Source organism: Caballeronia telluris, from assembly GCF_001544495.1.
Taxonomy (GTDB): Bacteria; Pseudomonadota; Gammaproteobacteria; order Burkholderiales; family Burkholderiaceae; genus Caballeronia; species Caballeronia telluris.
Window position 1 is genome coordinate 15,021 of sequence record NZ_FCNZ02000001.1, and the last position, 25,828, is coordinate 40,848.

General features: G+C 65.4%; 18 protein-coding genes and 1 pseudogene. 5 read left to right on the top strand and 14 right to left on the bottom strand.

Annotated features, from left to right (window positions below):
- The first annotated feature begins 83 nt into the window (after window positions 1-83).
- Window positions 84-1,637: a DHA2 family efflux MFS transporter permease subunit gene (locus AWB66_RS00085; RefSeq protein ID WP_087628231.1), complete on the top strand. Its 1,554-nt coding sequence runs from the start codon at window positions 84-86 to the stop codon at window positions 1,635-1,637.
- A 45-nt stretch (window positions 1,638-1,682) separates the two neighbouring features.
- On the opposite strand, the gene AWB66_RS00090 is transcribed toward AWB66_RS00085, so the two are convergent.
- Together AWB66_RS00090 and AWB66_RS00095 are read right to left on the bottom strand one after the other, a co-directional pair.
- The gene (locus AWB66_RS00090; RefSeq protein ID WP_087628232.1) at window positions 1,683-5,390 is read right to left on the bottom strand and encodes a DUF748 domain-containing protein; all 3,708 of its coding nucleotides are present in this window, start codon (window positions 5,388-5,390) and stop codon (window positions 1,683-1,685) included.
- Between the two features lie 147 nt (window positions 5,391-5,537).
- Complete coding sequence (locus AWB66_RS00095) at window positions 5,538-7,025, bottom strand: DUF1254 domain-containing protein (RefSeq protein ID WP_087628233.1); 1,488 nt, start codon at window positions 7,023-7,025, stop codon at window positions 5,538-5,540.
- Between the two features lie 266 nt (window positions 7,026-7,291).
- Between AWB66_RS00095 and AWB66_RS00100 the strand changes: the two genes are divergently transcribed.
- Window positions 7,292-7,942, top strand: a complete 651-nt coding sequence (locus AWB66_RS00100) for an FMN-binding negative transcriptional regulator (RefSeq protein WP_087628234.1) — start codon at window positions 7,292-7,294, stop codon at window positions 7,940-7,942.
- Between the two features lie 95 nt (window positions 7,943-8,037).
- Window positions 8,038-10,290, top strand: coding sequence for a heavy metal translocating P-type ATPase (locus AWB66_RS00105; RefSeq protein ID WP_235020932.1), 2,253 nt, complete (start codon window positions 8,038-8,040; stop codon window positions 10,288-10,290).
- Here the strand turns inward: AWB66_RS00105 and AWB66_RS00110 are convergent.
- Both AWB66_RS00110 and AWB66_RS00115 read right to left on the bottom strand, forming a co-directional pair.
- Entirely contained in the window at window positions 10,230-10,724 is a 495-nt protein-coding gene (locus AWB66_RS00110) for a thioesterase family protein (RefSeq protein WP_087628235.1), read from the bottom strand. The two genes, AWB66_RS00105 and AWB66_RS00110, sit on opposite strands and share 61 nt — an antisense overlap.
- A 13-nt stretch (window positions 10,725-10,737) precedes the next feature.
- Window positions 10,738-10,988: pseudogene (locus AWB66_RS00115) on the bottom strand (L-carnitine dehydrogenase); the annotation flags it as partial.
- Window positions 10,989-11,133: 145 nt separating this feature from the next.
- On the opposite strand from AWB66_RS00115, the gene purU reads away from it, so the two are divergent.
- Window positions 11,134-12,015 (top strand): formyltetrahydrofolate deformylase, encoded by an 882-nt coding sequence (gene purU / locus AWB66_RS00120; RefSeq protein ID WP_087628236.1) that lies wholly within the window; start codon window positions 11,134-11,136, stop codon window positions 12,013-12,015.
- A 60-nt stretch (window positions 12,016-12,075) separates the two neighbouring features.
- Here purU and AWB66_RS00125 read toward each other — a convergent pair whose 3' ends face one another.
- From AWB66_RS00125 to AWB66_RS00170, 10 genes are all read right to left on the bottom strand, one after another.
- Window positions 12,076-12,933 (bottom strand): glycine betaine ABC transporter substrate-binding protein, encoded by an 858-nt coding sequence (locus tag AWB66_RS00125; RefSeq protein WP_087628237.1) that lies wholly within the window; start codon window positions 12,931-12,933, stop codon window positions 12,076-12,078.
- Window positions 12,934-13,056: 123 nt separating this feature from the next.
- A complete protein-coding gene (locus AWB66_RS00130; RefSeq protein WP_407642237.1) occupies window positions 13,057-14,244 on the bottom strand; it encodes an FAD-binding oxidoreductase in 1,188 nt (395 codons plus the stop codon).
- A 34-nt stretch (window positions 14,245-14,278) separates the two neighbouring features.
- Entirely contained in the window at window positions 14,279-15,574 is a 1,296-nt protein-coding gene (locus AWB66_RS00135; protein ID WP_087628238.1) for an aromatic ring-hydroxylating oxygenase subunit alpha, read from the bottom strand.
- A gap of 71 nt (window positions 15,575-15,645) precedes the next feature.
- A complete protein-coding gene (locus AWB66_RS00140; protein ID WP_087628239.1) occupies window positions 15,646-16,404 on the bottom strand; it encodes a drug:proton antiporter in 759 nt (252 codons plus the stop codon).
- The gene (locus AWB66_RS00145; protein WP_087628240.1) at window positions 16,401-17,564 is read right to left on the bottom strand and encodes an electron transfer flavoprotein subunit alpha/FixB family protein; all 1,164 of its coding nucleotides are present in this window, start codon (window positions 17,562-17,564) and stop codon (window positions 16,401-16,403) included. The genes AWB66_RS00140 and AWB66_RS00145 overlap by 4 nt, the downstream gene beginning before the upstream one ends.
- A 3-nt stretch (window positions 17,565-17,567) precedes the next feature.
- Window positions 17,568-19,484, bottom strand: a complete 1,917-nt coding sequence (locus AWB66_RS00150; RefSeq protein ID WP_087628241.1) for a (Fe-S)-binding protein — start codon at window positions 19,482-19,484, stop codon at window positions 17,568-17,570.
- A 2-nt stretch (window positions 19,485-19,486) separates the two neighbouring features.
- The gene (locus tag AWB66_RS00155; protein WP_087628242.1) at window positions 19,487-21,550 is read right to left on the bottom strand and encodes an NADH:flavin oxidoreductase; all 2,064 of its coding nucleotides are present in this window, start codon (window positions 21,548-21,550) and stop codon (window positions 19,487-19,489) included.
- Window positions 21,551-21,584: 34 nt separating this feature from the next.
- Window positions 21,585-22,121, bottom strand: a complete 537-nt coding sequence (locus tag AWB66_RS00160; RefSeq protein WP_087628243.1) for a DUF5943 domain-containing protein — start codon at window positions 22,119-22,121, stop codon at window positions 21,585-21,587.
- 27 nt (window positions 22,122-22,148) lie between these two features.
- Window positions 22,149-23,120 (bottom strand): dipeptidase, encoded by a 972-nt coding sequence (locus AWB66_RS00165; RefSeq protein ID WP_087628244.1) that lies wholly within the window; start codon window positions 23,118-23,120, stop codon window positions 22,149-22,151.
- Window positions 23,121-23,139: 19 nt separating this feature from the next.
- The gene (locus tag AWB66_RS00170) at window positions 23,140-24,414 is read right to left on the bottom strand and encodes a serine hydroxymethyltransferase (RefSeq protein WP_087628245.1); all 1,275 of its coding nucleotides are present in this window, start codon (window positions 24,412-24,414) and stop codon (window positions 23,140-23,142) included.
- 413 nt (window positions 24,415-24,827) lie between these two features.
- On the opposite strand from AWB66_RS00170, the gene AWB66_RS00175 reads away from it, so the two are divergent.
- Window positions 24,828-25,823 (top strand): GlxA family transcriptional regulator, encoded by a 996-nt coding sequence (locus tag AWB66_RS00175; protein WP_087628246.1) that lies wholly within the window; start codon window positions 24,828-24,830, stop codon window positions 25,821-25,823.
- Window positions 25,824-25,828 lie beyond the last annotated feature (5 nt).

Genomic DNA, 25,828 nt, shown 5'->3' on the forward strand with positions numbered 1-25,828 from the left:
GTGGTGGGTGAACGGATTCCCCCACGTCAACAAAGCTGCTCCCCAGGCTGTTCCCCTCGGCCATACCGACATAGGGAAAATCCGTGCAAACGCAAGCCACACCACCGCCCCCGCTCCAAGGCGGCCAGCTCGTCCTCGCGACCTTCGCGGTGGCGCTCGCCACCTTCATGAACGTGCTGGACTCGTCGATTGCCAACGTCGCGATTCCGACGATCTCCGGCAACCTCGGCGTATCGGTCAACGAAGGCACCTGGGTCATCACCGTGTTCGCGGCGTCCAACGCCGTCTCCATTCCGCTCACCGGCTGGCTCACGCAGCGCATCGGCCAGATCAAGCTCTTTGTCGGCGCCATTCTCCTGTTCGTGATTTCGTCGTGGCTGTGCGGGCTCGCGCCGAACCTGCCGGTGCTGCTCGTCGCGCGCGTGCTGCAAGGCGCGGTCGCCGGGCCGCTGATTCCGCTTTCGCAGGCAATCCTGCTCGGTTCGTATCCGAAGGAGAAGTCGTCGATGGCGCTCTCGCTCTGGGCGATGACCGCGACGGTCGGCCCGATCGCGGGTCCGGCGCTCGGCGGCTGGATCACCGACAGCTATTCGTGGTCGTGGATCTTCTACATCAACATCCCGGTCGGCCTCTTCGCTGCGGCGGTGACGTGGATCATCTACCGCACGCGAGAATCGCCGACGAAGAAGGCCCCCATCGACACGGTCGGGCTCGCGCTGCTCGTCGCGTGGGTGGCGTCGCTTCAGGTCATGCTCGACAAGGGCCGCGACCTTGACTGGTTTTCATCGCCGGTGATCGTCGCGCTTGGGATCGTCGCGGTGATCGCGTTTGCGTTCTTCGTCGTATGGGAATTGACGGACGAAAATCCGGTCGTCGATTTGCGGCTCTTCGCCGGGCGCAATTTCTTTGGCGGGACGGTGGCGATTTCGGTCGCGTATGGCGTCTTTTTCGGCAATCTCGTGCTGTTGCCGCAATGGATGCAACAGTATCTGAATTACCGCTCGGTGGACGCGGGCCTCGTCACGGCGCCGCTCGGCATCTTCGCGGTGATCCTCGCGCCGGTGATGGGCAAGGTGCTGCCGCGCAGCGACGCGCGCGTGATCGCGACGATGGCGTTCGTCGGCTTTGCCATCGTGTTCTATATGCGTTCGAAGTACGTGATCGAGATCGACACGTGGCATCTCGTCTTGCCGACGCTCTTGCAAGGCATTCCGATGGCGCTCTTCTTCGTGCCGCTCACGTCGATCGTGCTGTCGGGCTTGCCGCCTTCCAAGATTCCGGCGGCAGCCGGGCTGTCGAATTTCGCGCGGGTGTTTTGCGGCGCGGTGGGCACGTCGCTGTTCGGCAATGCGTGGGACAACCGGATCGCGCTGCACCACGAACGGCTCACCGAGCAGGCGAATGTCTATAACCCGACGTTCCTGCAATCGCTCGGCACATCGCAAACCGTGCTCAACGTGAACGACGCGCAGGCGCGCGGCGTGTTCAACTTCAACGTCAGCACGCAAGCGGCGATGATGGGGCTCAACGACATTTTCTTTGCCTCGGCGGTGATCTTCCTCGCGATCATTCCGCTGATCTGGATTACCAAGCGCGCCAAAGGCGGAGGCGGCGGCGCGGCGGCCGGCGCGCACTGAAAGCGGCTGTCGCCCGTACCGGCGCATACGGGCGACGGCGCAACCCTATGACTTCAATCCGAAGTCCACTCGCGTGGCAGCGCCCTTGTCCTTGATGCCGTCGGTGTCCATCTTCGGCGCGACGACGAAGATCCGCTTGCTGTCGATCTTGCCGTCGAAGTATTCCTGCACCGCCGCCGCGCGGCTCTGCGCGAGCGCCCTGAGCGCGGCGTCGTCGACCGGCGCATTTTCGGCGAGCGCCTTCTTCATTTCCTCGTCCGGCAGCGTCTTGGTTAGCCCGATCATGTTGCGCGGCTTCTTGAAGTCCGCCGACTTGTAAACCTTCGCCAGATACTTGCTGTATTCGTCGCCCGACACTTTCATCGTCGACGGATCGACGCTCGCGCCGCCGCTCGCCTGATCGCGCAGCTTCGCGATCCGCACCTGCCGCTCGACATACGCGGCCCGCAGCGCCGGACCGTCGACCGCCGGGTCCACGCGCGCCGACAGATCGAGCCTGATCGAAGGCTTGTCGGCGAGCGCCTTTGCGATCGTGTCGAGCTTTTTCTTCGTGGCGTCGGTCAGGTCGTCCGAGCCGGGATCGAATTCGACGTAACCCAGTTCCTCGCCATTGCCGCCGAACGCGTGCGCGAGCAGCGTGAACGGCGCGGTCACGGCTTTCTGCACGAGATTGACGATGGCCTGCCAGACGAGCCCGCCGATCGAAAACTCGGGGTTCGACAGCGACCCGGAAATCGGAATGTTCACGTCGATTTCGCCGCGCGAGTTCTTCAGCAGCGACACCGCAAGGCGCACCGGCAGTTTGGTGGCGCTCGGGTTGTCGACGTGATCGCCGAACGTCAGCTGGTCGATGAACAGGTGATTGTTCGCGGTGAGCTGATCGTCCGCGAGCATGTAGTGCAGATCGACGTTCAGCTTGCCTTTCGTGATCGGATAACCCGCATATTTCGACGAATACGGTGTGAGGTTGGTCAACTCGACATCGTGCGCGCTCGCCGTCAAATCGAGCGACGGCTTCTTGATGAGCGGATTCACCTGTCCCTTGATCGACACCGGCCCGTTCGCGGCCAGCTTCGCGGCGACATCGACCGGCGCGGGCGTGGTCGAGTGCGTGCCAAATGCGCCAATCGTCCCGGTGATGCCCACCAGGTTCGCGGTGTAATTCGGCTTGATGAAGTTGTCGGTGTAGGTGACGCGCCCGTTCTGCAACACGAGCTGCCCGAAGCGCAGGTTCACCGGACTCTCGGGGCCGCTCGCGGCGGTCACGGTCTGCGGCGCGCTGGCCGGCGCCGGCGCCGAGGCTTCGGCGGGCGCGTCCTTCTCGCGCGTGACGGATTGCGCGGGCCCGCTGCGGCTCGCGACCACGTCGCGCAGGTTCAGCTTGCCCTGCGCGTTGAGAATCACGCGCCCGTAGAAGTTCGCGAACACGACGCGCGCCGCCTCGACGTCCGTGCCCCGCTCGCTGTAGTCGGCCTTGACGTTCGCGAGGCCGAGCAGTTTCCAGCCGGCGAACGGGTCGGAGCTCGCCTTGTCGATCATGCGCACGTTGGCGAGCGACACGTCGCCCTTGTACGACGCCTTCAGGTCGCGCCCGCTGCCCGCCATCGCGACGTCGCCGTTCGCGTTCACGAGCGCGCTTGTGATCGCGACGTTGAGCTTGTCGCCGAAATACGGCACGAACGCGGCGGCATCGACCTGATTGCCATCGACGTGCAGCGCCACTTTCAGCGGATTCACCGTCACCGTGCCGCCCACGCCGAGCGCGCCCTTGCCGTTCAACGTGAGCTTGCCGTCGACGGCGAGCGGCTTCGAGAGGTCCTCGCTCGCTTGCCTCACGTTCACGTTCAGCGGCGCGACATGCAGCTTGACGGGCTGCGTCGTGGTTTCGTCGGTGAAGTTCGCGCTCGAATCGGCGAGCGCGATCTGGCCGATCTGATAGCGCCACGCCGGCCCCGCCGCCTGCGCTTTCTGGATCTTGCGCGTGGCGCTCGGCTCGGGCGCCGCCTCGTGCGGGCCGCCGAGCGCAGCGAGGTCGATCGTGCCGTCCTTCCTGCGCGTGGCGTCGACGGAAAGGCCGCTCAACTGCACGCTGTCGATGGCGGCCGTGCGCGCGCCGACATCGACTTTCTGGATCTTCGCGACCGCCGACGCCAGCGCGACCGGCGCCGCATTCGACTTCGGCACGAGTTTGAGCGACTTGAGCGTCACGTCGCCCGCGCCGATCTGGATGGCGGGTTCCGGCTTCGACCAGTCGACGGAAAGCGGCAGGTTCGCGCCGAGCGACCCGTCGGTGACGCGCGCGGCCAGCGCGTTGTCGATGTACGGCTGGAACGGCGGCAACGCGATGGCATCGACGGCGAGTTTCAGGTCGGCGGTCTTCGCGGCGAGCGTGAAGCTGCCCGACGCATCGAGCGTGCCGCCCTTGCCGAGCGCCGTCTTGAGCGTGTAGCGCGCGGGCGTCTTCGCGAGCGTCGAGAAATCGTCGACGGTGACTTGCAGGTTCGACAGCGTGTCCTGCGTGCGCTCTGCCAGCAGACGGTCGTCCAGCGCGATCCGCCCGCCGTCGATTGCAAGATGCTTCACCGCGAGATCGAGCGGCGGCGCGGCCTGCTCCGGCGTCTTCGCGTCCTTCGGCGCCGGCGCTTCCGGTTTGGCGGGCGGCGCGAGCTTCGCGAAGTTGAACGCGCCCGACTTGTCGCGCTCGACCGACACTTGCGGCTGCGAAATGCGCAGGTCGTCGATCCGGTACAGGTTGCGCAGCGGCTCCGCATTGGCGATCTTCACGTGCAGCGCGCGCGCCGCCACGAGCGGCGCGTTCTGCCTGTCGGTCACGGCGAGATCGGCGAGGTCGGCGGTGCCGTCGATGTGGATCGCGGGCGCGCCATCCGCAATCGAAAAGCGCACGTTCAGGTCGGTCGAAAGCTGGCCGCTCTTCACCGCCACCGGCAGCGAGGCGGGCGCGTAGGAGGCGACCTTCGGCACGTCGAGCCCGTCGAGCGTCACCGCGACTTCCGACTCCCGCGACTGCGCGAACGGCTTGGTGCGGCCCTTGATGGAAAGCGGCGAGCCGTCGATGTGCGCCTGTAGCGAAGGCGTCACGAAAATATCGGTGGCGGACGGCAGCGTGGCGATGAACGGAATGCCAAGCGCCCAGCGGTCGATCACGTGACGCGCGTTCAGCAGCCGGTCGTCGAAATCGATGCGGCCGTTCTCCAGCCGGATGTTCGACACCGAGAAGCGCGCCGGACCTTTCGACGGTTCGGGCGACGGCGTCGAGAACTTCGCGATCAGGTCGGAGAAATTGAAACGCTCGGCGTCGTAGCGCACGAGGACGAAACGCGGCGAGTCGATCTTCACTTCGTCGACGATGGGCGCGAGCCGGAACACCGACGACCACGACGTGCGCACGATGAGCCGCTCGATGTCGATGAAGTTCGCGGCGTTGGCGACGCTGGAAGCTTCGCCCTTCAAGTTCGCCGCCGACTCGCCGATATGCACGCGGTCCGCCTCGAATTCGAGCGTGTAGGGATTGAGCGCGATGCGCCCGATCGTCACCGGACGGTCGAGTTGCGTGCTCAGTTGCTGCTCGGCGACGTGCCGGATGAGCGGCGGCGCCGCGAAGAATCCGAGGAGCCCGATGACGGCGAGCGCTATCAGCAGGCCGATGCAGATGCGCCGGGTGCGGCGCGCGCCGGCGACGCCGCGCAGGGTTTGTCCGGCCGATGCCAGCGAAGACTTGGTGACGCTTGCCATGCGATGCGTTGCGCGCGGCTCGGTGCAGGCTAAGCACGCGCCGCGCGGTCAGGGAATTGTGATGCCCGAGTATACGACGATGCAGAGTGCAAACGTTGCACTAAAAGGTCGATCGGCGCGCCGCGTTCGTGACGCGACGCAGCCTTCTTACTGCCGCTCGATGACGGGCGGCGCCCAGCTTCCGTCGCTGGCCTGCGGCTTCGGCGCATAAAGGCGCATCACGAGCTGGAAGTCGCCGCCGGGCGCCGGCAGCCAGTTCGACGCGCGCGCCTTGCCCGGCGAACGCTCCGACACGATCACGTCGACCGAGCCGTCGCGGTTCTTCTTCAGCTTGTCGCGATCCGAAATCGACAGGCGCGGCAGTTTCGAATCGGCGAGCGCGCCGTCCTTCGTGTAGGCGGTGAGCGTCCAGAAACCGCGCACGGGCGGCACCTGGTTCGGCGCGATATGCAGCACGTAGGTGTTCGCGCCGTTCAGCGGATGATCGTCGCTGTCGACGCGCGCGACGGGTCGCACTTCGCTGTCCTTCGTCGGCGTCCACGGCTGGTTGCGCGCGAGAAACGCACGCAGCGTGTAGTCGGAGCCGTAGTTGCCGGCGCCGTCGCCGAACCAGGTCCAGCCGTGCTTCGAAAGCGCGTTCGACGGCACCGTCGCAAGGCGCTCGCGGGCGTCGGCGAGGCCGGTGGCGAGCAACTCGGCGTCGCTCTTGCGGAACTGCACCGGCTCGCCGGGCACCACGCCGAGCTCGCCGAGCTGGTTCATTTCGTGAGCGTCGTCGGGGGCGGGCGGGTTGTCGTCGAGCGCGCGCGCGAGCCGCGCGAAGAACGCGTTGGCATCGAGCGACGCCGCCTGCTCGGCCGGCGACATCTGCGCGGGAGACGCCATCGTGCGCTCCACGGCGCCCGTCGGCCACGCGCCCGCCGTCGCGGGCGTGGCGAGCGCGGCGTCCGCCGCCGCGTCGTTCGCCGTGCTCTTCGCGCTCTTCACGCCGCCGCCCGTGCCCTGCACCGTCTCGATCTGCATCGCAGTCTGCAGCTTGCGCGCTTCGCGCACGTCGCGCGGACCGTTCACCCGCACGCGAATCGACAGCCAGACGTAACGTGTCGGCGAATCGACGCGCAACGCGCCCGTCGGCAATACGCCTTTCCACCCGGCCGGGACGAACGCTATCGTTTGCGCTTTCGGAAACGGCATGCGCTCGGCGCTCGAATAGAGCGTGTTGGTCCAGGCGTCGAATGCGCGGGCGTCGTAGTAGCGGGCGCGCGCGGCCGGCAGCGACACCAGCACCGGCCCGCTCGCGACATCGAGCCAGGCGCTCGAATCGATCGTATCGACGCTCGGGAAACCGCGCGCGCCGACCGGCGGCAGCGCGGTGGCGTGGCGCAGTGTGTTGAGCGGCGCCTGGCCGGGCCGGCTGGCGTCGCCGCCCGCCGCCCGCTCGCGCGCGAGGTCGGTAGCGACGAGCGGGAAACCGAACGTGTAGGCGTCCGCGACCTGATCCTTCAGCCAGCCGCCGCTCGCCTTCGGCTGCTGCGTTTTCGTGGCGCACCCCGCCATGAGGGCCGCGGCGCCGAGAACGGCAGCCGCGCAGACAACCGAATGCAACGGGAATGCCCAGCGTCGATTGGTTTTCATTCGAGTTCGATCCGGTTCTTCTACTGTGTGTCCATGCGACGCGGTCCGCCGTGGCCCTTGCCCCGCCTCGACGCCGCGCGGTGTTTCCACGCATCTTTACATCTCGGAATCCGGGTTTTATCTTATCTTTTCAGGATAGGCAAGGAGCGCGTGGCATCGCGCGCGCCGGCGGCGTGCGAAGGCTCGACAATGGCGGCGCCCGCCTTTCGGCGCCAGCCCGCATCGCGTACCATCGACGCCTGTCCATTCCCCATTCTGAGCCGACGATGTACCTGCCCGCCTACTTCGAAGAAACGCGCCCGGAGGCGCTCCACGCGCTGATCGCGGCGCATCCGCTCGGGGCGCTCGTCACGTCCGGGCCGAACGGTCTCGACGCGAATCACGTCCCGTTCGAATTCGACGCGAGCAAGGACCCGGGCGCGCCCGGCACGTTGCGCGCGCACGTCGCGCGGGCGAATCCGGTGTGGCGCGAAGTCGGGCCGCAGTCGGACGTGCTCGTGATTTTCCAGGGACCGACGGGCTATATCTCGCCGAACTGGTATCCGAGCAAGCACGAGGCGCACCGGCAGGTTCCGACTTACAACTATCTCGTCGTGCACGCGCACGGCCGGATCACCGTGCGCGACGACGAAGCGTTCGTGCGCGGCCTCGTCGCGCGCCTCACGCGCAAGATGGAAGCCGGCCAGCCCGTGCCCTGGAAAATGGGCGACGCGCCCGCCGATTTCATCGACCAGATGTTGGGAGCGATCGTCGGGATCGAGATCGAGGTGACGCGGTTCGTCGGCAAGGCGAAGCTCTCGCAGAACAAGAGCGACGCCGACCGGCGCGGCGCGGCCGACGGCCTGCGCACGCGCGGCGACTCGCACACCGACGCGCTCGCCAGCGCGATGCTCGCCGCCCCGCCGCATATCAAATGACCTCGCTTGACCTTCCAAGCATGGGAAGGTCGATACTGTATCTGTCGGGGTTCGTCGTTACAGGAATTGCCCCAGTCAGACCGGAGTGGGTTGTCATGTCCAGTGCAGAAGCATCGTCGAAAACGGCGGAATTCGCCGTCGGAGGAATGACGTGCGCGTCGTGCGTGGCGCGCGTCGAGAAGGTTTTGACGCGCGTGCCGGGCGTCGAGCGCGTGTCCGTCAATCTCGCCACCGAGAAGGCGACCGTCCACGCGAGCGCGACCGTGAGCGACGAACAGCTCGTCGCCGCGATCACCAAGGCCGGCTACGAAGCCACGCCGATCCGGCCCGAAGCGCCGCCCGCCGCGCCGTCGCCGACGCGCAACGGCGAACTCGCCGCCGTGATCGTCTCGGCGCTCATCACGCTGCCGCTCGTCCTGCCGATGTTCGGCACCGCGTTCGAACTCAATATGTGGGTTCAGCTGGCGTTCGCGAGCGTCGTGCAGTTCGTGCTCGGCGCGCGCTTCTACGTCGGCGCGTGGCACGCGGTGCGGGCGAAGGCGGGCAACATGGATTTGCTCGTCGCGCTCGGCACGTCGGCGGCGTGGGGACTGAGCGTCTACCAGATGTTCGCGCATCCCGGCGACGCGATGCACCTCTACTTCGAGGCGTCGGCGGTCGTCATCACGCTGGTGCGCTTCGGCAAGTGGCTGGAGGCGAACGCCAAGCGCCAGACCACCGACGCGATCCGCGCGCTGAACGCGCTGCGCCCGGAGCGCGCGCGCGTGCGCGACGCGTCGGGCGAGCGCGAAATTGCGCTCGCCGAGGTGCGCATCGGCGACGTCGCCATCGTGCGGCCGGGCGAGCGCGTGCCGGTGGACGGCATCGTGCGCGAGGGCCGCACGCACATCGACGAGTCGCTGATTACGGGCGAAAGCCTGCCCGTCGCGAAGGAACCGGGCGCGCGCGCGACCGCCGGTTCGATCAACGGCGAAGGCGTGATCGCGATCGAGACGACGGCGATCGGCGCGGAAACGACGCTCGCGCGCATCATCCGGCTCGTCGAATCCGCGCAGGCAGAGAAGGCGCCGATCCAGCGGCTCGTCGATCGCGTGTCGGCGGTGTTCGTCCCGGCGATTCTCGCGATCGCGCTCGTCACGTTGACGGGCTGGCTCGTGCACGGCGCGCACGCCGAGACCGCGCTCTTGAACGCGGTCGCCGTGCTGGTGATCGCGTGCCCGTGCGCGCTCGGCCTCGCGACGCCGACCGCGATCATGGCGGGCACGGGCGTCGCGGCGCGGCACGGCGTGCTCATCAAGGACGCCGAGGCGCTCGAACGCGCGCACCGGATCAAGGTCGTCGCCTTCGACAAAACGGGCACGCTGACGGTCGGACGTCCGACGGTGACGGCGTTCGAAACCGCGCCGGGCGTCGATCGCACGCAGGCGCTCGGGTTCGCGGCCGCCGTGCAGCGCACGAGCGATCATCCGCTCGCGCGGGCGGTCGTCGCGGCGGCCGACGCGGCGCGCGCGCCGCATTTCGAAGCGAGCGAAGCGCGGGCGGCCGCGGGACGCGGCGTCGAAGCGAGTGTCGCCTCCGATGGCGTGACGAAGCTGGCGATCGGCAGCTCACGCTGGCTCGACGAGCTGAACGCGGACGTGCCGCAGGCGCTCGCCGCGCGGGCGCGCGAACTGGAAGCGCAGGGCAATACCGTGTCGTGGCTGATCGCGATGGACGGCCCGCGCGCGCTCGCCCTGATCGCTTTCGGCGATACGATCAAGCCGACCGCCCGCGCCGCGGTGGAGCGGCTGGCATCGCTGGGCGTGAGAAGCGTGCTCGTCACCGGCGACAACGCGGGCAGCGCGGCGAGCGTCGCGGCGGCGCTCGGCATCGCGCCCGAGGACGTTCACGCGCAGGTCCTGCCCGACGACAAGGCGCGCGTGATCGCGCAACTCAAGACGACGACGGACGGCGTGGTCGCGATGGCGGGCGACGGCATCAACGACGCCCCGGCGCTCGCCGCCGCCGACATCGGCATCGCGATGGCGAGCGGCACGGACGTCGCGATCGAAGCCGCCGGCATCACGCTGATGCGCGGCGATCCGGCGCTCGTCGCGGATGCCATCGACATTTCGCGCCGCACGTACCGGAAGATCCAGCAGAACCTTTTTTGGGCGTTCGTCTATAACCTGATCGGCATTCCGCTCGCGGCGTTCGGACTGCTCGATCCGATGTTCGCGGGCGCCGCGATGGCGTTCTCCAGCGTGAGCGTCGTGACGAATGCGTTGTTGTTGCGGACGTGGCACGCTCAGGCGGGATCGGCCGCCGCCGACGACCGCGCGGGCAGCCCGATCACGCGTCCCGCGTAACGTGCGGCGGGCGCGTCGCTGCATAGCGCGGCGATGCGTCCGGCGACGTCTTCATCGAACGCGGCCGACTTCGGTTCGCTGCTCGAATCGATGTGCAGCAGCATTTGCTCGCTTGCCGACACCGGCTCGCTTGTCTCGCCTTCGAACATCTCCATGTACAGATGAACGCGTTTCGCATCGCGCGCGAGCACCTGCGCGTCGATGCGAAGCGGCGCGCCCTCCTTCATCTCGCGCAGGAAGTTCACGTGCGCTTCCAGCGTGTAGATGGTGCGATGACGGGCGCGGCGCGTGGCGTCGTCGAGCCCGATGCGGTCCATGAACGCATCCGTCGCGAGGCTGTAGATCAGCATGTAGAACGCATCGCGCAAATGACCGTTGTAGTCGACCCATTCGGGCCGGACCGTATCGCGGTAGATCGTGAATGCAGCGGCCATTTCTCCCCCTTCTTCAGTCTTCGATTCCATCACGCGCTTTCGCGGCGGCGATTGCATCGATCACGCCCGAGATGCAGTCGTCGCGATAGCGCTCCAGTTCCTTGATGCTGCGGCCGCCCGTTTGCCGCGACGAGCCGTCCCGACCACGCGGTCGATCAGTGCGTCGGTGAATTGTGGCGCGACCCGTTTGGTCCAGGGCAATTCGAGCGCGGGGCCGAACTGCTGAATGAAGTGTCGCATGCCGGGTTCGCCGCCCGCCAGCGTGCAGGGCGGCGTCGAATGAGCGCCTGACGCTTCCGTTCCAGTGCGACGGCGTTTAGCTTCTATCCGGACGCGGCCGCGGTTTGCTCTACTTCGATCATGCAGTGCCGCGTCCGCGGCCTGGCCCAAACATCGAAGTGGAGAGCGCATGTCCGCCGATTCAGTTTCCCGTCCGCATCAACTGGTATTGACCGTCGCCTGTCCGAGCGCGGCGGGCCAGGTTGCCGCCGTCGTCGGCTTTCTAGACCGGCATCAGTGCTATATCGACGAACTGACCGTCTTCGACGACGACCTGAGCGAACGCTTCTTCGTGCGCTGCGTGTTTCATGGCGTCGAGCGCGACGAGACGTTGCAGATCGAGGCGCTCAAGCGCGAATTCGAATCGATCGCGGCGCGCTTCCACATGATCTGGGCGATACACGACGTCGCCGCGCGGCCGAAGGTGCTGATCATGGTGTCGAAGCTGGAACACTGCCTCGCCGACCTCCTGTTCCGCTGGCGCATGGGCGAGCTGAAGATGGACATCGTCGGTATCGCGTCGAACCACCGGGACCTGGAGCCGCTCGCGGTGCAACACGGCCTGCCGTTCCATCATCTGCCGATCACGGCGGACACCAAGCCGCAACAGGAAGCGCGCGTTCTCGACCTGTTCGAGACCTGCGGCGCGGAACTGATGATCCTCGCGCGCTACATGCAGATTCTGTCCGGCGACACGAGCCGCAAGCTCGCGGGCCGCGCGATCAACATCCACCACTCGTTCCTGCCCGGCTTCAAGGGCGCGAAGCCTTATCACCAGGCGCATGCGCGCGGCGTGAAGCTGATCGGCGCGACGGCGCACTTCGTCACCGACGATCTCGACGAAGGTCCGATCATCGAACAGGAAGTGGAGCGCGTCGATCATTCGTATAGCCCAGAGCGGCTGCTCGCGACCGGACGCGACGTGGAATGCATCACGCTTGCGCGCGCGGTGAAGGCCTTCATCGAGCGGCGCGTGTTCATCAACGGCGACCGCACGGTCGTGCTGCAATAACGCAAAACGCCGCTTGGGTATCAAGCGGCGTTTCGTTGACTGACTCGTCGAAAGGTCGGGTTACTTCACCCAGCTATCCACCCGATCCCCATGCGCGCCGATCCACGCATCGGCGGCGGCGGTCGGCTTCTCGCCGTTCTGCGTCGCAAGCATCACGCTGTCGATCTCGCCCGGCTTCCACTGGAATTTCTTCAGGAACGCGACGACCGGCGGCGCCTTCTTTTCCAGTTCCGGATTCACGACGCTGTCTACGTGCTCCGCTTCACCGAACACCTTCTTCGGATCGTCGAGGAACTTGAGCTTGTACTTCGCGAACATCCAGTGCGGTTTCCAGCCGGTCACGATGATCGGCTTGCTCGCCGCTTCCGAGCGCGCCAGTTCGGCCGTCATCGCGCTGCCCGAGCTCGACATCAACTGATAGTCGAGCTTGTAGGCCTTGATCGCCTCGCTCGTCTTCTGCATCACGCCCGCGCCCGCGTCGATGCCGACGATGCGCGAACCGAACTCGGCCTTCTTCGCCTGCAGGTCGTCGAGGCTCTTTACATCGACGTTCTCAGGCACGATCAGGCCAATCCTCGCATCGTTGAAGTTGGGGCCGAGGTCGACGACCTTGTCCTTGAAGCTGTTCCAGTAAGCACCGTGTGTGATCGGCAGCCACGCAGACAGCGTCGCGTCGAGGTCGCCGCGCGCCACGCCCTGCCACATCACGCCCGCCGCGACCGGCACCAGTTGCACCTGGTACCCGAGGCGCTTCTCGATGATGCGCGCGGCCACGTTGGATGTCGCGACGCTGTCGTCCCAGCCTTCCACGTAGCCGATCTTGATGGTCGGTTTCGTATCGGCGGAAACCCCTACGCTCGTTGCAGCCAGCGCCGCGCTCAAAGTACTCAGTACCAGCAGTTTTTTGATCAGTCTCATCGTCGTTCTCCCGTTCGCGGTTCAAGCCGTTGAGCATTCAGAATCGCCAGCCAGAATTGCGCTGTAACGTTTATTTCCGACATCGAGTTGTCCTGATGCGACGTCGGCTGTTTTCCCTGCGTCCTATTTGTCGACGACGAGATCGGATAACGGCTTGCTGCAACAGAGCAGCACCATCCCCTGATCGATTTCGCGCTGACGGATGCCACCTGCGTGCTTCATGTCGACGGCGCCCGACACGAGCTTGACCTTGCACGTGCCGCACATGCCCTGCGTGCATGAAGCGGCAAGCCTCACGCCCGCCTTTTTCGCCGCATCGAGCACGTGCTGTCCGCCGCCGCATTCGATCTCGCGATTGCTCTTCGCGAAGCTCACCTTGAACTTCGTTTCGACTTCAGCAGGCGCCGGCGCGAAGCCGACCGATTCCTCTGTCAAATGCCCGTTGCCCTGCAACGCATCGGCGACATGAGCGGTAGTGAGTTGCGCGGCGACTTCGGAAACTGTCTCGAACGAGAAGCTCTCTTCGTGATAGTGCTTGCGATCGAAACCGCCTTCGTCGAGCAGATCGCGCACCGCCTTCATGTACGGCGCGGGACCGCAGGTAAAGATCTCGCGTTCGAGAAAATCCGGCGCGATCAGCTTGAGGAGCGGCAGCGTCAGAAAGCCCGTGATTCCCGGCCAGTTCGTGCGCGCGCCGATCCGTTCGCAGACGAACGCCGTACGGAAGTTCGCCTGATTGGACGCGATCAGATCCAGTTCGCGCGCGAAGATGATGTCGTCGGGCGTGCGCGCGCTGTGCACGAACACGATGTCGCTATCTTCGCCGAGTTCATGGTGTGCGCGGCTCATCGACATCAGCGGCGTGACGCCCGATCCCGCCGAGAGGAACAGGAACTTGCGCGCCGGATGCCGCGCGCAGGTGAATTCGCCGGACGGCCCGAGCACGCGCACGCTTGCTCCGGGCTGAAGATTGTCGTGCAGCCAGTTCGAGACCTTGCCGCCCGGCACGCGCTTGACCGTGATCGAAATCGTATGCGGACGGGTGGGCGGTGAAGAAATCGTGTAGCAGCGATTGATCGTCGCGCCGTCGATGTCGAGTTCGAGCGTGATGAACTGCCCCGGCTCGAAGACGAACGCGCGTTCGCCGGGCGCGCGGAAGAAAAAGCTCTTCACGTCGTGCGTTTCCTGCCGGACGTGACAGCAGACGAGCGTGTCGTCGGTGTCGCTGTCCCAGCGCGCGGGCAGCGTGCCCCAGAATTGCGGCTGGGTCACGCGGCTCGTCGCCTCGAAGATCGCCTGATCGCGCATCATGTGTTTCTCCTGCTTCTCGTTTCAGGCGGCGCCTTTAGCGCATGAAGGATACGACTTTCTCACCATGCGATGTCGGCGCGGCGCGGGGCGCATCGGCGTAGTCGGCGAGACGCGCGATGTACCACTCGCAAAACTTCTCGACGAGACCTTCCGTGAACGGCGAATACGGGCCCGGTTCATAGGCGCTGCTCGTCGCACCACGATGCGAGTACTCGACGAGCGTGCGGTCCTGGTCGTTCGTCGCGCGCCACACGGCCGTGAGGTTATTCACGTCGTAGTCGATGCCCTCGCGCGCGTCCTTGTGCACGAGCCACTTCGTGCGCACGAGCGTTCTTCCTGCAGAAAGCGGAATCACGTAGAACGTCACAATGTGATCGCTCATGAAGTGATGCCACGAGTTCGGCTGCGTCCAGAACGACAGGCCGCCGAGGTCCGCCTGTTCGAAGCCGCCGAGCAGCTTCTTCGATGCGACCTTCGCGTCGAGCGTCTGCGATTCGCCGTCGCGGTCGAGCGGCAGGCGCTGCGTGCGAAAGCCGGTGACGAGATCGGCGAGCCGTTCGATTTCCGCCGACGGCAGGTTCATCGCTTCCCACTGCGCGGTGTGGCGCGCGACGGTCTCTTCGAACGCGGCCATGCCTTCTTCGTTGGCCGGCGTGCGCTGATAGCCGAAGCCGTATTCATAGAGAGAAACGGTCAACTCGGGATGGTTCGCGACGCAGTGATAGCACTCGCGGTTGTTCTCCATCGTGAGCTTCCAGTTGCCTTCCTCGACGATGTCGATCGATGCGGCGATCTTCGTGTCCTTGAGACCGTGCGGGAGCATGTACGGCTCCATCGCGGCGCGCATCACGCTGAAGTCGGCGGGCGGCTCGTCGGCCAGGCAGATGAAGATGAGGCCCGCCAGATTCTCCACATGAACGCGTTTCAGACTGTGCTTGCAACGGTCGAACTGCTCGCCCATGTGCTCGGCGAACATCAGGTCGCCATTGAGGTTGTAGGTCCAGCTGTGATATGGGCAGACGATGTTGCCGAGCGAGCCTTTGTCCGAATTGCACAGGCGTGCGCCGCGATGCCGGCAGACGTTGTGGAATGCACGGATCTGCATGTCGTCGTCGCGCACGATCAGCACCGAATCGTTGCCGATCTCGACCGTCACGTAGTCGCCCGGCTCGGGCACGTCCGGTTCCACCGCGACCTGAATCCAGTGCTTGCGGAAAATCGCGTCGAGATCGAGCGCGTGAATATCTTCGCTCGTGTAGAACGGCGCTTCGAGCGTGTAGCCCTTTTTGCGGCGTTCGATCATTGCGCGAACGTCTGCCGAAACTTTCATCGTGTGCTCCGTTGTGCCTGAGTGACCCGCCCGAGCGATCGCGCCGGCAGGTTGTCTGCGATCGAAAAAAATCAGTAATCCACGAGTTGATGCTCGCGCAAATACGCCAGGATCACTTGTGCTTTTTCGACGGAACTCCCTTCAATTACGACGCTGCCGCCGCGGCTCTCGGTCGTCGTCGCGGAAAGCATGCGCGCGTGGCCGGAGCGCTTTTCGGCGGCGACGAGCCTGACCGGTTTCGCGGTCGCGGGACGCAGCGTCCAGTGCGCCGATTCGGCGTCGGCCGGCGCGCGTGTCAGTACGGGCGCGACCGTGCCTTCCCGCAGGCGCGCATAGGCATAGCGCGGCGCGGCGTTCGCCATCGGATGCACGGCGACGAGCGCGGGCAGCGACGCCTCCACGCGGCGGCGCAAGCCCTTAGGCATGAACTGCCGCACTTCGACGGCCGCGTCCTTGACCGTCACATCGACCGCAGAGCCGACGAGCGCCACGCCAAGCGCATCGGCGAGGCGATAGGGCAGCATGCCGCTGTCGAATGCGCCTTCGGCGCGCGTGCCGGTCATCACGAGGTCGTAGCCTTTCAGGCGCGTGGCGAGCGCCGCGATGGCGTCGCCTTCGACGTCGAGCACTTCGACGCGCGCCGCGCCCAGCGCCAGATATTCCCGCAGCGCGGGACTCGACGGATCGCCTGCATGCAGCACGTCGAGCGTCGCGCGGCGCTCCTTGGCGATCGAAAGCGCGATGGTCAGCGCAGCGGCGTCGTTGCGGCTGTAGCGCGGGGTGCCGCTCACCGGATGTCGTCCGATGGAAACCAGTACGGCGATCTTCATGCCAGTGCTCCTTCCGCGACGGGCTTCGTGTTCAGCAACGCCGCGCCCGTGCCCTTCGATCCGCGCGCGGCGGACGCCGCCTCGGTCAGCGCCGCGATGGTTTCCTGCGTGTCCGCGACGATCGTCAGGTTGGCGCGCTTGGCAATCGGCGAACTGGCGTCGAGGTTCACGGCGATCACATGGCGGCAATCCTTGATGCCCTGCAAGTGCTGCACCGCGCCCGAGATGCCGAACGCGATATAGACGCTCGCATCGACGGTCTTGCCGGTCGCGCCGATCTGCTTGTCGCGCGTGAACTTGCCGTCGTCGACGGCGACGCGGCTTGCGCCGATCGCGGCGCCGAGCGTGCGGGCGAGACGCTCGAACGCGGGCACGTCCGACACGCCATTACCGGCCGACACGATGAAGTCCGCCTCTTCCAGCGCGACCTGCGCGGCGTCGATCTCTTCGATGCCGAGATCGCGGTACGCGCCCTTCGACGCCGCCACACCGATGCTTTCGACCCGCTCGCCCGCGCCGACGAACGGCAGCTTCGGATCGACGGCGTTGGCGCCAAGCAGGATCACTTCGGGCAGCGCGCGCGTCGCGAACGCCTTGCCGCCTTGCGCATACGTCGCGACATGCTTCGCATCGATCTCGACGACGTGCGTCGCGACGCTCGCGTTCGCGCGCGCCGCGTATCGGCGGCCGAGGTCGCCGTCGCCGGTTGCGTTGTCCGGCAGGAACACGTGCGCCGGCGAAAACGCGGCGACGTAAGCGGCCAGCGCGTTCAGTTCGTCTTCGGGCGCGAAGCCGCGCCGGTCGAACGCGGGCAACGTGATGAGCTTGTCCGCGCCGAGCGCGGCCGCGTCATCGTTGAACTCGCCGAACGCGAGCAGCACGACCTCCGTGTGCGCGTCCGCGATCAACGCGGCGGCGGCGAGCGTCTGGCGGGCGTGATCGTCGAGCGCGCCACGGTCCGTGTGCGCCGCGACCAGCAGCGTGCGTTCTGCAACGGCCGTCGTGCGACGCTGCTTCGCCTGCTCGCGATGACCGCCGTGAAGCGCGGCCGCCGTGTCGAGCATGCCGCCGCCGATCGCGCCGAGCGTGATGCGCCTGAGTCCTGCGGCCGTGATCGTGAATGGCCGGCGCGGGTCGATTCGTTTGATGGTGTCGTTCATCGCTTACTCCAGCGCGGCCGCAACGAGTTCCGCCACGTCGAGCACTTCCGGACGCGGACCCACGACGCCTTCGAGCATCGCCGTGCAGTTCGGGCAGCCGACCGCGACGATCTCCGCGTCGATGGCGCGCGCGTCGGCGATACGGATATCGGGAATGCGCTGCTTGCCGGGGATGTCGGTGAGCGGCGCGCCGCCGCCACCGCCGCAGCAGCGGCCGCGCATGCCATGCCGCTCCATCTCGACCACCTTGATGCCGATGGTCTTCAGCAGCTTGCGCGGCGCTTCCGTCTCGCCGTTGTAGCGGCCGAGATAGCACGGATCGTGATACGTGATCTTCTTCTCGGCGAGCGCGGCGGCGGCACGCGGCGAGAGCTTGCCGCTCGCGACGATCTCCGCGATCAGCGACGTGTGATGCTGCACTTCATAGGAGCCGCCGAGCGCGCGATACTCGTTGCGCAGGCTGTGCATCACGTGCGGATCGGCGGTCACGATCTTGCCGAACGAGTACTGCGCGAGCGTGCCGATCAACTGCTTCGCGAGCTGCTGGAAGGTGGCTTCGTCGCCGAGACGGCGGGCCGTATCGCCCGTGTCGGTCTCCACGCCGCCGAGCACCGCGTAGTCGATTCCCGCCTGGTTCAATATCTTGACGAGCGCGCGCAGCGTGCGCTGATAGCGCATGTCGAACGCGCCTTCGCCCGCGATCAGCAGCACATCGACGTGGCGTCCCGGCTGCGCGACCTGCACCTGCAAGTCCACCGCCCAGTCATAGCGCGCGCCGATGTCATAGCCGTTGGCGCTGCCCGTCTCTCTCAGGTTCGCCAGCGTGACCGGTCCCTTGCCCGGCACGATGCCTTCGACTAGCGTCTGGTTGCGACGCATATCGACGATCGCATCGACGTGCTCGATCAGCATCGGGCACTCCTGCACGCACGCGCGGCAAGTGGTGCAGGACCAGATCGTGTCCGCTTCGATCAGGCTTGAAATCAACGGCTTGCCCGGCGCGCCCGCATGACGGCCGACCGGAATGCCGGGCGTCGGGCTGCCTGCGTAGGCCGCATCCGTTCCGCCGACCATGCCCGTCACGAGATCCTGAATCAGCTTCTTCGGATTGAGCGGTTGCCCCGCTGCGAACGCGGGGCACGCGGCTTCGCACTTGCCGCATTGCACGCACGCGTCGAAACTCAACAACTGGTTCCAGCGAAACTCCACCGGCTTGCCGACGCCGTACTCTTTCGCATCGAGAACGGGCATCTTGAGCGCGGTCGGCGGCACGACGTCGTTTGCATGGTCCTTGTTCGTGAACCGCTCCTGACGTGGATGAAACGCGAGATGCAGGAGACCCGCCATCGCGTGCTTCATCGGACCGCCGCGCGCCGCGCCGAAGGTCATCGCGAAGGCGCCGGCCGCGATCAGCAACGCGATGATGACCGCGAGCGCACCTGACATCGCGCCCGCCGGCAGCGCCACGAACAGCGCGAGACCGAGCGCGAACGAACCGAGCAAGAGCGGCAGGCTGTCCCACGGACCGCGCGACAGCCGCGCAGGCACGGCTTTCGCGCCATGCCGCCTGCGCCACACGAACACGGCGCCCACCAGCATGATCAACGCGGCGAGGAAGATCGCCTTGTCGAGCCACGGCGAATAGATCGCGAGACCGTAGTTCAGGAACACGAGCGCCATCGCGAGGATCGCGCCGCCCGCAGTCGCGACGTGCGTCTTCGCGATATACGGATCGCGCGCGACCACATGATGCAGGTCGACGAAATAGCGCTTCGGGATCGACAGCAAATTGGCCCAGCCGTAAGCGCCCGCAGCGGTCGCGCGCCCTTCGCGCCAGTATGCCGCGCGCTTCATCACGGCGAACGCGAGACCGGCCACCGAAACCCACAGCAAGACGGTGATGACAAACACGGGGCTCATCGTCAAAAGTCCTTGCAAAGACGCAGCGCGTCGTAGATCGCGCCATGGATGTTGTGCATGGAGATGCAGTCGCCGACACGAAACAGCAGGAAGCGGCCATTGCCCAGTTCTTCCGACAGCGAGGGCTGTGGCTCGGACGCGAAGAGCTTGTGCACGTCGACTTGTCCGCGATTCACCGACTCGGGCTTGAGCTTCCAGTAGAGTTCGTCGTTGGGCGTGCTGCCGTTCTCGATCACCACCTGATCGACCGCGCGCTCTTCCTGCTCCTCCGTGTACTCGTTGCGAAGCACGGCGATCTTCTTGCCGTCTTCCTCGTACACCTTGTCGAGCCAGTAGTTCGGCGTGTGCACCACGCCTTGCGCATAGAGGCGTCGATAGAAAATGGGGAACGTGGTGCCGCCGACGTCGTCCGCGACCTTCACGTCCGGCGTCACGATCTCGACGTTCGATCCCCGGCTCGACATGAAGTCCGCGACGCCCGCGCCGGCATGCGTGCTGACGCCGTCGTAGACGAGCACGTTCTTGCCCGGCTCGACCTTGCCCGAGAGCACGTCCCACGCACTCACGGCGAGCCCTTCCTCCACGCCCCACGCGGCAACCTGCTGCGTGAACGCCGAGCCGCCCGTCGCCAGCACGACGATGTCCGGCTTCTCGGCCATGATCGTCTTGTCGTCGGCGGCGACGCCCAGACGTCGATCGACACCCAGGCGCTTCGTCTCCATGTCGAACCAGCGCACGATGCCCGCCATCTGCTCGCGCTGCGGCGCCTTCGCGGCGATCATGATCTGACCGCCGACGTAATCGTTCTTCTCGAACAGCACGACGTCGTGTCCGCGCGACTTCGCCACGCGCGCCGCTTCGAGTCCCGCCGGGCCCGCGCCGACCACGACCACCTTGCGCTTAGGACCGCGCGTCTTTTCGATCACATGCGGCATCGTCGCTTCGCGCGAAGTCGCGGCGTTCTGCACGCACAGCACGTCGAGCCCGTTGTACTGGCGGTCGATGCAATAGTTCGCACCGACACATTGCTTGATTTCATCTTCGCGACCATCGCGAATCTTGATGACCATGTGCGGATCGGCGATCTGCGCACGCGTCATGCCGACCAGATCGATCATGCCGCTCGCGAGCAGACGCTCCGCCTGACCCGCATCGCGAATGCTCTGCGCATGCATCACCGGCAGCTTCACCACCGACTTGATGCCGGCCGCGAGATGCACGAACGGCTCGGGCGGCAGCGCCATCGGCGGCATGCAGTTCGCGAGCGTGTTGTGCGTGTCCGCGCCCGATCCGATCACGCCGACGTAGTCGATCAAACCCGACTCCGACATCGCCTGCGCGATCTCTTTCAACTGTTCGTGATCGAGCCCGTCTTCGTGGAATTCGTCGCCGCACATGCGCAGGCCGACGCAGAAGTCCGCGCCCACCGCTTCGCGCACGGCCTTCAACACTTCCGTGCCGAAGCGCAGGCGGTTTTCGAGCGAGCCGCCCCATTCGTCGGTGCGAAAGTTCGTGCGCGGGCTCCAGAACTGGTCGATCAGATGCTGGTGCGCCGCCGAAATCTCGATGCCGTCCATGCCCGCATCCTTCACGCGTTTCGCGGCGGCCGCGAAGTCCGCGATGATGCGGCGAATCTCTTCCACTTCGATGATCTTCGCGTTGCCGCGATGCACCGGCTCACGCACGCCCGAGGGCGACATCAGATGCGGCCAGCTCTCGCCATGCCACGCCGAGCGTCGGCCCATGTGCGTTGCCTGGATCATGATCTTCGCGCCGTGGCGATGCATCGCTTCGGCAAGACGCGCAAGCGGATCGATGATCTTGTCGGTCGAGAGATTGACCGACTTCCACCAGCCTTGCGGACTGTCGATCGAGACCGGGCTCGACCCGCCGCAGACGGCCAGCCCCACGCCGCCCTTCGCCTTCTCTTCGTAGTAGCGGATATAACGGTCGCCCGGCAGACCGCCCGGCTCCGCGTAGACCTCCGCGTGAGCCGTGCTGACGATGCGATTGCGCAGGGTCAGCTTGTTCAGCGTGAGAGGCTTGAAAAGGTTCGGGTAACGCATCGCGATCGACCTCGAAATGATTGTGCGTGGATGCTCAGGCGGCCAGCGGCGACACTTCGAACACGCAGTGATCGTGTCCTTCGGCGGCGCACTGCGTTTCGATCGAATGCGAGCGCGGACCTTGCTTCGCTTCGGGCGCGGCCGTGTCGTTCACCCAGTCCATCGCGCCCGCAAACCAGCCTGCGAACATGTAGCAAAGCTTGCCTTCCTTGCCCGGCTGCGCGAGCACGAACGACGAGTTGTGCAGTTCGATGCGCGCACGCGAGCCCGAAGGATCGGCGTCGGTGATCGTGAAGAGGCCCCAGCCGCGTTGCGACAGGCGCTTCAGATAGTGTTCGAACACAGCCATGCCGCTGATGCCGTGCTTATCGGCTTCCTTGGCGCACCAGTGATACGCGGACTTGTACCCTGCCTTGTAGAGGATCTCGGCGTAGGCATCGCGGCCGAGCGCTTCTTCCACCGCCGTGTGGTTGTTCGTGAAGAAGTGGCGCGGCACGTAGAGCATCGGCAGCGCGTCGGTGGTCCACACGCCGGTGTTGGGATCGACGTCGATGGGCAGTTGCGGTTGCATCGTGAGGTTCCTTTTTATAAGCGTCGATCAGACGTTCCAGACTTCGCCGAACACACGCATCCAGTTCTCGCCCATGACTTTCTTGATCCGCGACTCGCTCCAGCCCGCTCGTTCCATCGCGGCGGTCAGGTTCGGGAATTCGCCGATCGTGCGGATGCCTTCCGGATTCACGACCTTGTCGAAGTTCGTCAGGCGGCGATAGCGGCCCTTGTCGTGCGTGATCCAGTCGAAGAACTCGGTGGAATAGCCTTGCGTGAAGTCGGTGCCGATGCCCACCTTGTCCTCGCCGATCAGATCGACCACGTACTCGATCGCTTCGAGATAATCGTCGACGTTCGCATCGGCGCCGCGCTTCAGGAACGGCGCGAACATCGTCACGCCGACGAAGCCGTTGGCGTCGGCGATTTCCTTGAGCTGCTCATCGCTCTTGTTGCGCGGATGTTCCTTCAGGCCCGACGGGCAGCAGTGCGAATACGTGACCGTCTTCTTCGAGCACGCGATGGCATCCGAAGACGTCTTGGCGCCGACGTGCGAGAGATCGACCAGAATGCCGACGCGGTTCATCTCCTGAATCACTTCGCGGCCATAGCCCGACAAGCCGCCGTCCGCTTCATAGCAACCGGTGCCGACGAGGTTCTGCGTGTTGTAGCAAAGCTGCACCACGTTCACGCCGAGTTCCTTGAACACTTCGATGTAGCCGAGGTTGTCCTCGAACGCATACGAGTTCTGGAAGCCGAAGATAATGCCGGTCTTGTTTTCCTTCTTCGCGCGCACGATGTCGTCGGTCGTGCGCACGAGCGTCAGGATCTCGCTGTATTCGCGGATCTGCTGCTTCATTTCCGCGATGTTGTCGATGGTCTTCTGGAAGTCTTCCCACACCGACACTGTGCAGTTGACAGCGGTCACGCCGCCCTTTCGCATGTCCTCGAACACCGAGCGCTCGAACTTCGAGATGTTCAGTCCGTCGATGATGATGCTGTTTTCGTGCAGGTTGCTCATCTGAATGCTCCAGGCGTACTCAGTAGATGGGGAAGCGTTCACACAGCGCGAAGATCTCGCGGCGCACGCGTTGTTCGGTGGCGGCATGACCTTGCGGGTTGTCGCGCAACGAATCGAACACTTCCACGATCAGGCGTCCGATCTCGCGAAACTCGTTGACGCCGAAGCCGCGCGTCGTGCCCGCCGGCGTGCCGAGGCGAATGCCCGAGGTGACGGTCGGCTTCTCGGTATCGAACGGAATGCCGTTCTTGTTGCAGGTGATGCCCGCGCGCTCCAGCGCCTGCTCGACCTGGTTGCCCTTCAGGCCCTTCGGACGCAGGTCGACGAGCAGCAGATGGTTGTCGGTGCCGCCCGTCACGAGATCGACGCCGCCTTGCTTGAGCACATCGCCGAGCGCCTGTGCGTTGGCGAGCACGTTGTCTATGTAAGTCTTGAAGTCCGGCCGCAGCGCTTCGCCGAACGCAACGGCCTTGCCCGCGATCACGTGCATCAGCGGGCCGCCTTGCAGGCCGGGGAAGACGGCGGAGTTGATCTTCTTCGCGATGTCTTCGTCGTTGGTCAAGACAAAGCCGCCGCGCGGGCCGCGCAAGGTCTTGTGCGTCGTGGACGTCACGACGTGCGCGTGATCGACCGGATTGTCGTGGCGGCCCGCTGCGATGATGCCGGCGATGTGCGCCATATCGACCATGAGCTTTGCGCCGACGCTGTCCGCGATCGAACGCAGGCGCGCGAAGTCGAGCTTGCGCGGATACGCGGAGAAACCCGCGATCAGCAGCGACGGCTTGTGCTGTTGCGCCAGTTCCTCGATTTGTTCGTAGTCGATCAGCATCGACTCGCGATTCACGCCGTACTGGACCGCGTTGAACCACTTGCCCGAGAGCGCGGGCTTCGCGCCGTGCGTGAGGTGGCCGCCCGCGTCGAGCGACATGCCGAGCACCGTGTCGCCCGGCTTGGCGAGCGCGAGCATGACCGCGCCGTTGGCTTGCGCGCCGGAATGCGGCTGCACGTTCGCGAACTTCGCATTGAAGAGCTGCTTGATGCGCTCGATGGCGAGCGCTTCGATTTCGTCGACGAATTCGCAGCCGCCGTAATAGCGCTTGCCCGGGTAGCCTTCGGCATACTTGTTGGTCAGCACCGAACCCTGTGCTTCGAGCACCGCACGCGACACGATGTTTTCCGACGCGATCAGTTCGACTTGCGACTGCTGGCGCTCGAGTTCTTTCAGTACGGCGCCGCGCACGAGGGCATCGCGCGTTGCCAGCGACTCTTCGAAGAAGGGATTCGGATTCGACATGGGGGGTCCGTGGATCAAGGAATTGGAACGGTTCCGAGGCGCCGCGGCCCGGCCCGGCGGGCCGTCCGTTCCTGCGCTTCGATGCGTCTATTCTTGACTCACGTCCTTCGTGTCAATTTACGAATTCAGACGCGTTCTTGGCCTTTTCCGACATTCACGTCTATTTTCGACAAGTGGCGTCGCGCGATTTGAGGTAGCCGGTCTGCGTATTGCACTGCCTTAGGGCGCGAAGGCTTGTCCGGCGGACACTTCAACGCGTTCGCGGTGCGGCCTTAGCGCCGCCGTGGGGCATGACGCACGCCGCGCTCAGGGTTTAGCCTGATGGCATGGTAGTTGCACAAGAAATCAAAATGAATAAGCCGCCGCTCCCCACGCCGGCCTCAAACTACAGATTCCAAGGAATCACCGCTCCCATGTCCCCCGATCGCACGGCGTCGCTGTCGCACTTCGCATTCATGCCGCTTCCCAACTTCACGATGATCGCGTTCACCAACGCGATCGAAGTATTACGCATGGCGAACTATCTGACGGGACAGCCGCTTTACCGCTGGTCGATCGTCAGTCCCGATGGCGGACCCGTCACGGCGAGCAACGGCTTGTCGGTCGATACGGGACCGGTCGAATGCGTCGGGCAGCCGGACATCGTGTTCGTGGTCGGCGGTATCGACGTGCAGCGCGAAACCACGCCGACGCATCTCGCGGCGTTGCGCCGCTTCGCGCGGCTCGGCAGCGTGCTCGGAAGCCTTTGCACCGGAACGTATGCGCTCGCGCGCGCCGGTCTGCTTGCGGGCTATGCGTGCGCGATCCATTGGGAGAACATGTCCGCGCTCAAGGAAGAGTTTCCGGACACGCGATTTCTCAAGGAGCTGTTCGTCGTCGATCGGGACCGTGTGACGTGTACGGGCGGCGTCGCGCCGCTCGACATGATGCTGAACCTGATTGCCGCGCGTGTCGGCACCGCGCGCGTGACGCAGATCGCGGAGCAGTTCATCGTCGAGCATGTGCGGGATACGAGCGCGCAGCAGCGCATGCCGCTCGTGGCGCGTTTGGGATCGGCGAACAAGTCGCTCTTCGAGGTGATCTCGCTGATGGAGAACAACATCGAAGAGCCGTTGTCGCGCGAAGAACTCGCGCGGCTTGCGGGGATGTCGCAGAGGCAATTGCAGCGGCTCTTTCGCGAGCATCTCGGCATGACGCCGACGCATTATTATCTGACGCTAAGGTTGAGGCGCGCGCGGGAGTTGCTGCTTCAGACCGATATGTCGATCATGCACATCACGATGGCTTGCGGATTTCAGTCCGCGTGTCACTTTTCCAAGAGCTATCGCGATGCGTTCGGGACGGCGCCCACGCGGGAACGTCGCAAACAGGTGCCATCGCTGGCCGTGGTGCCGGCGATGGTGGCTTGAGGCTG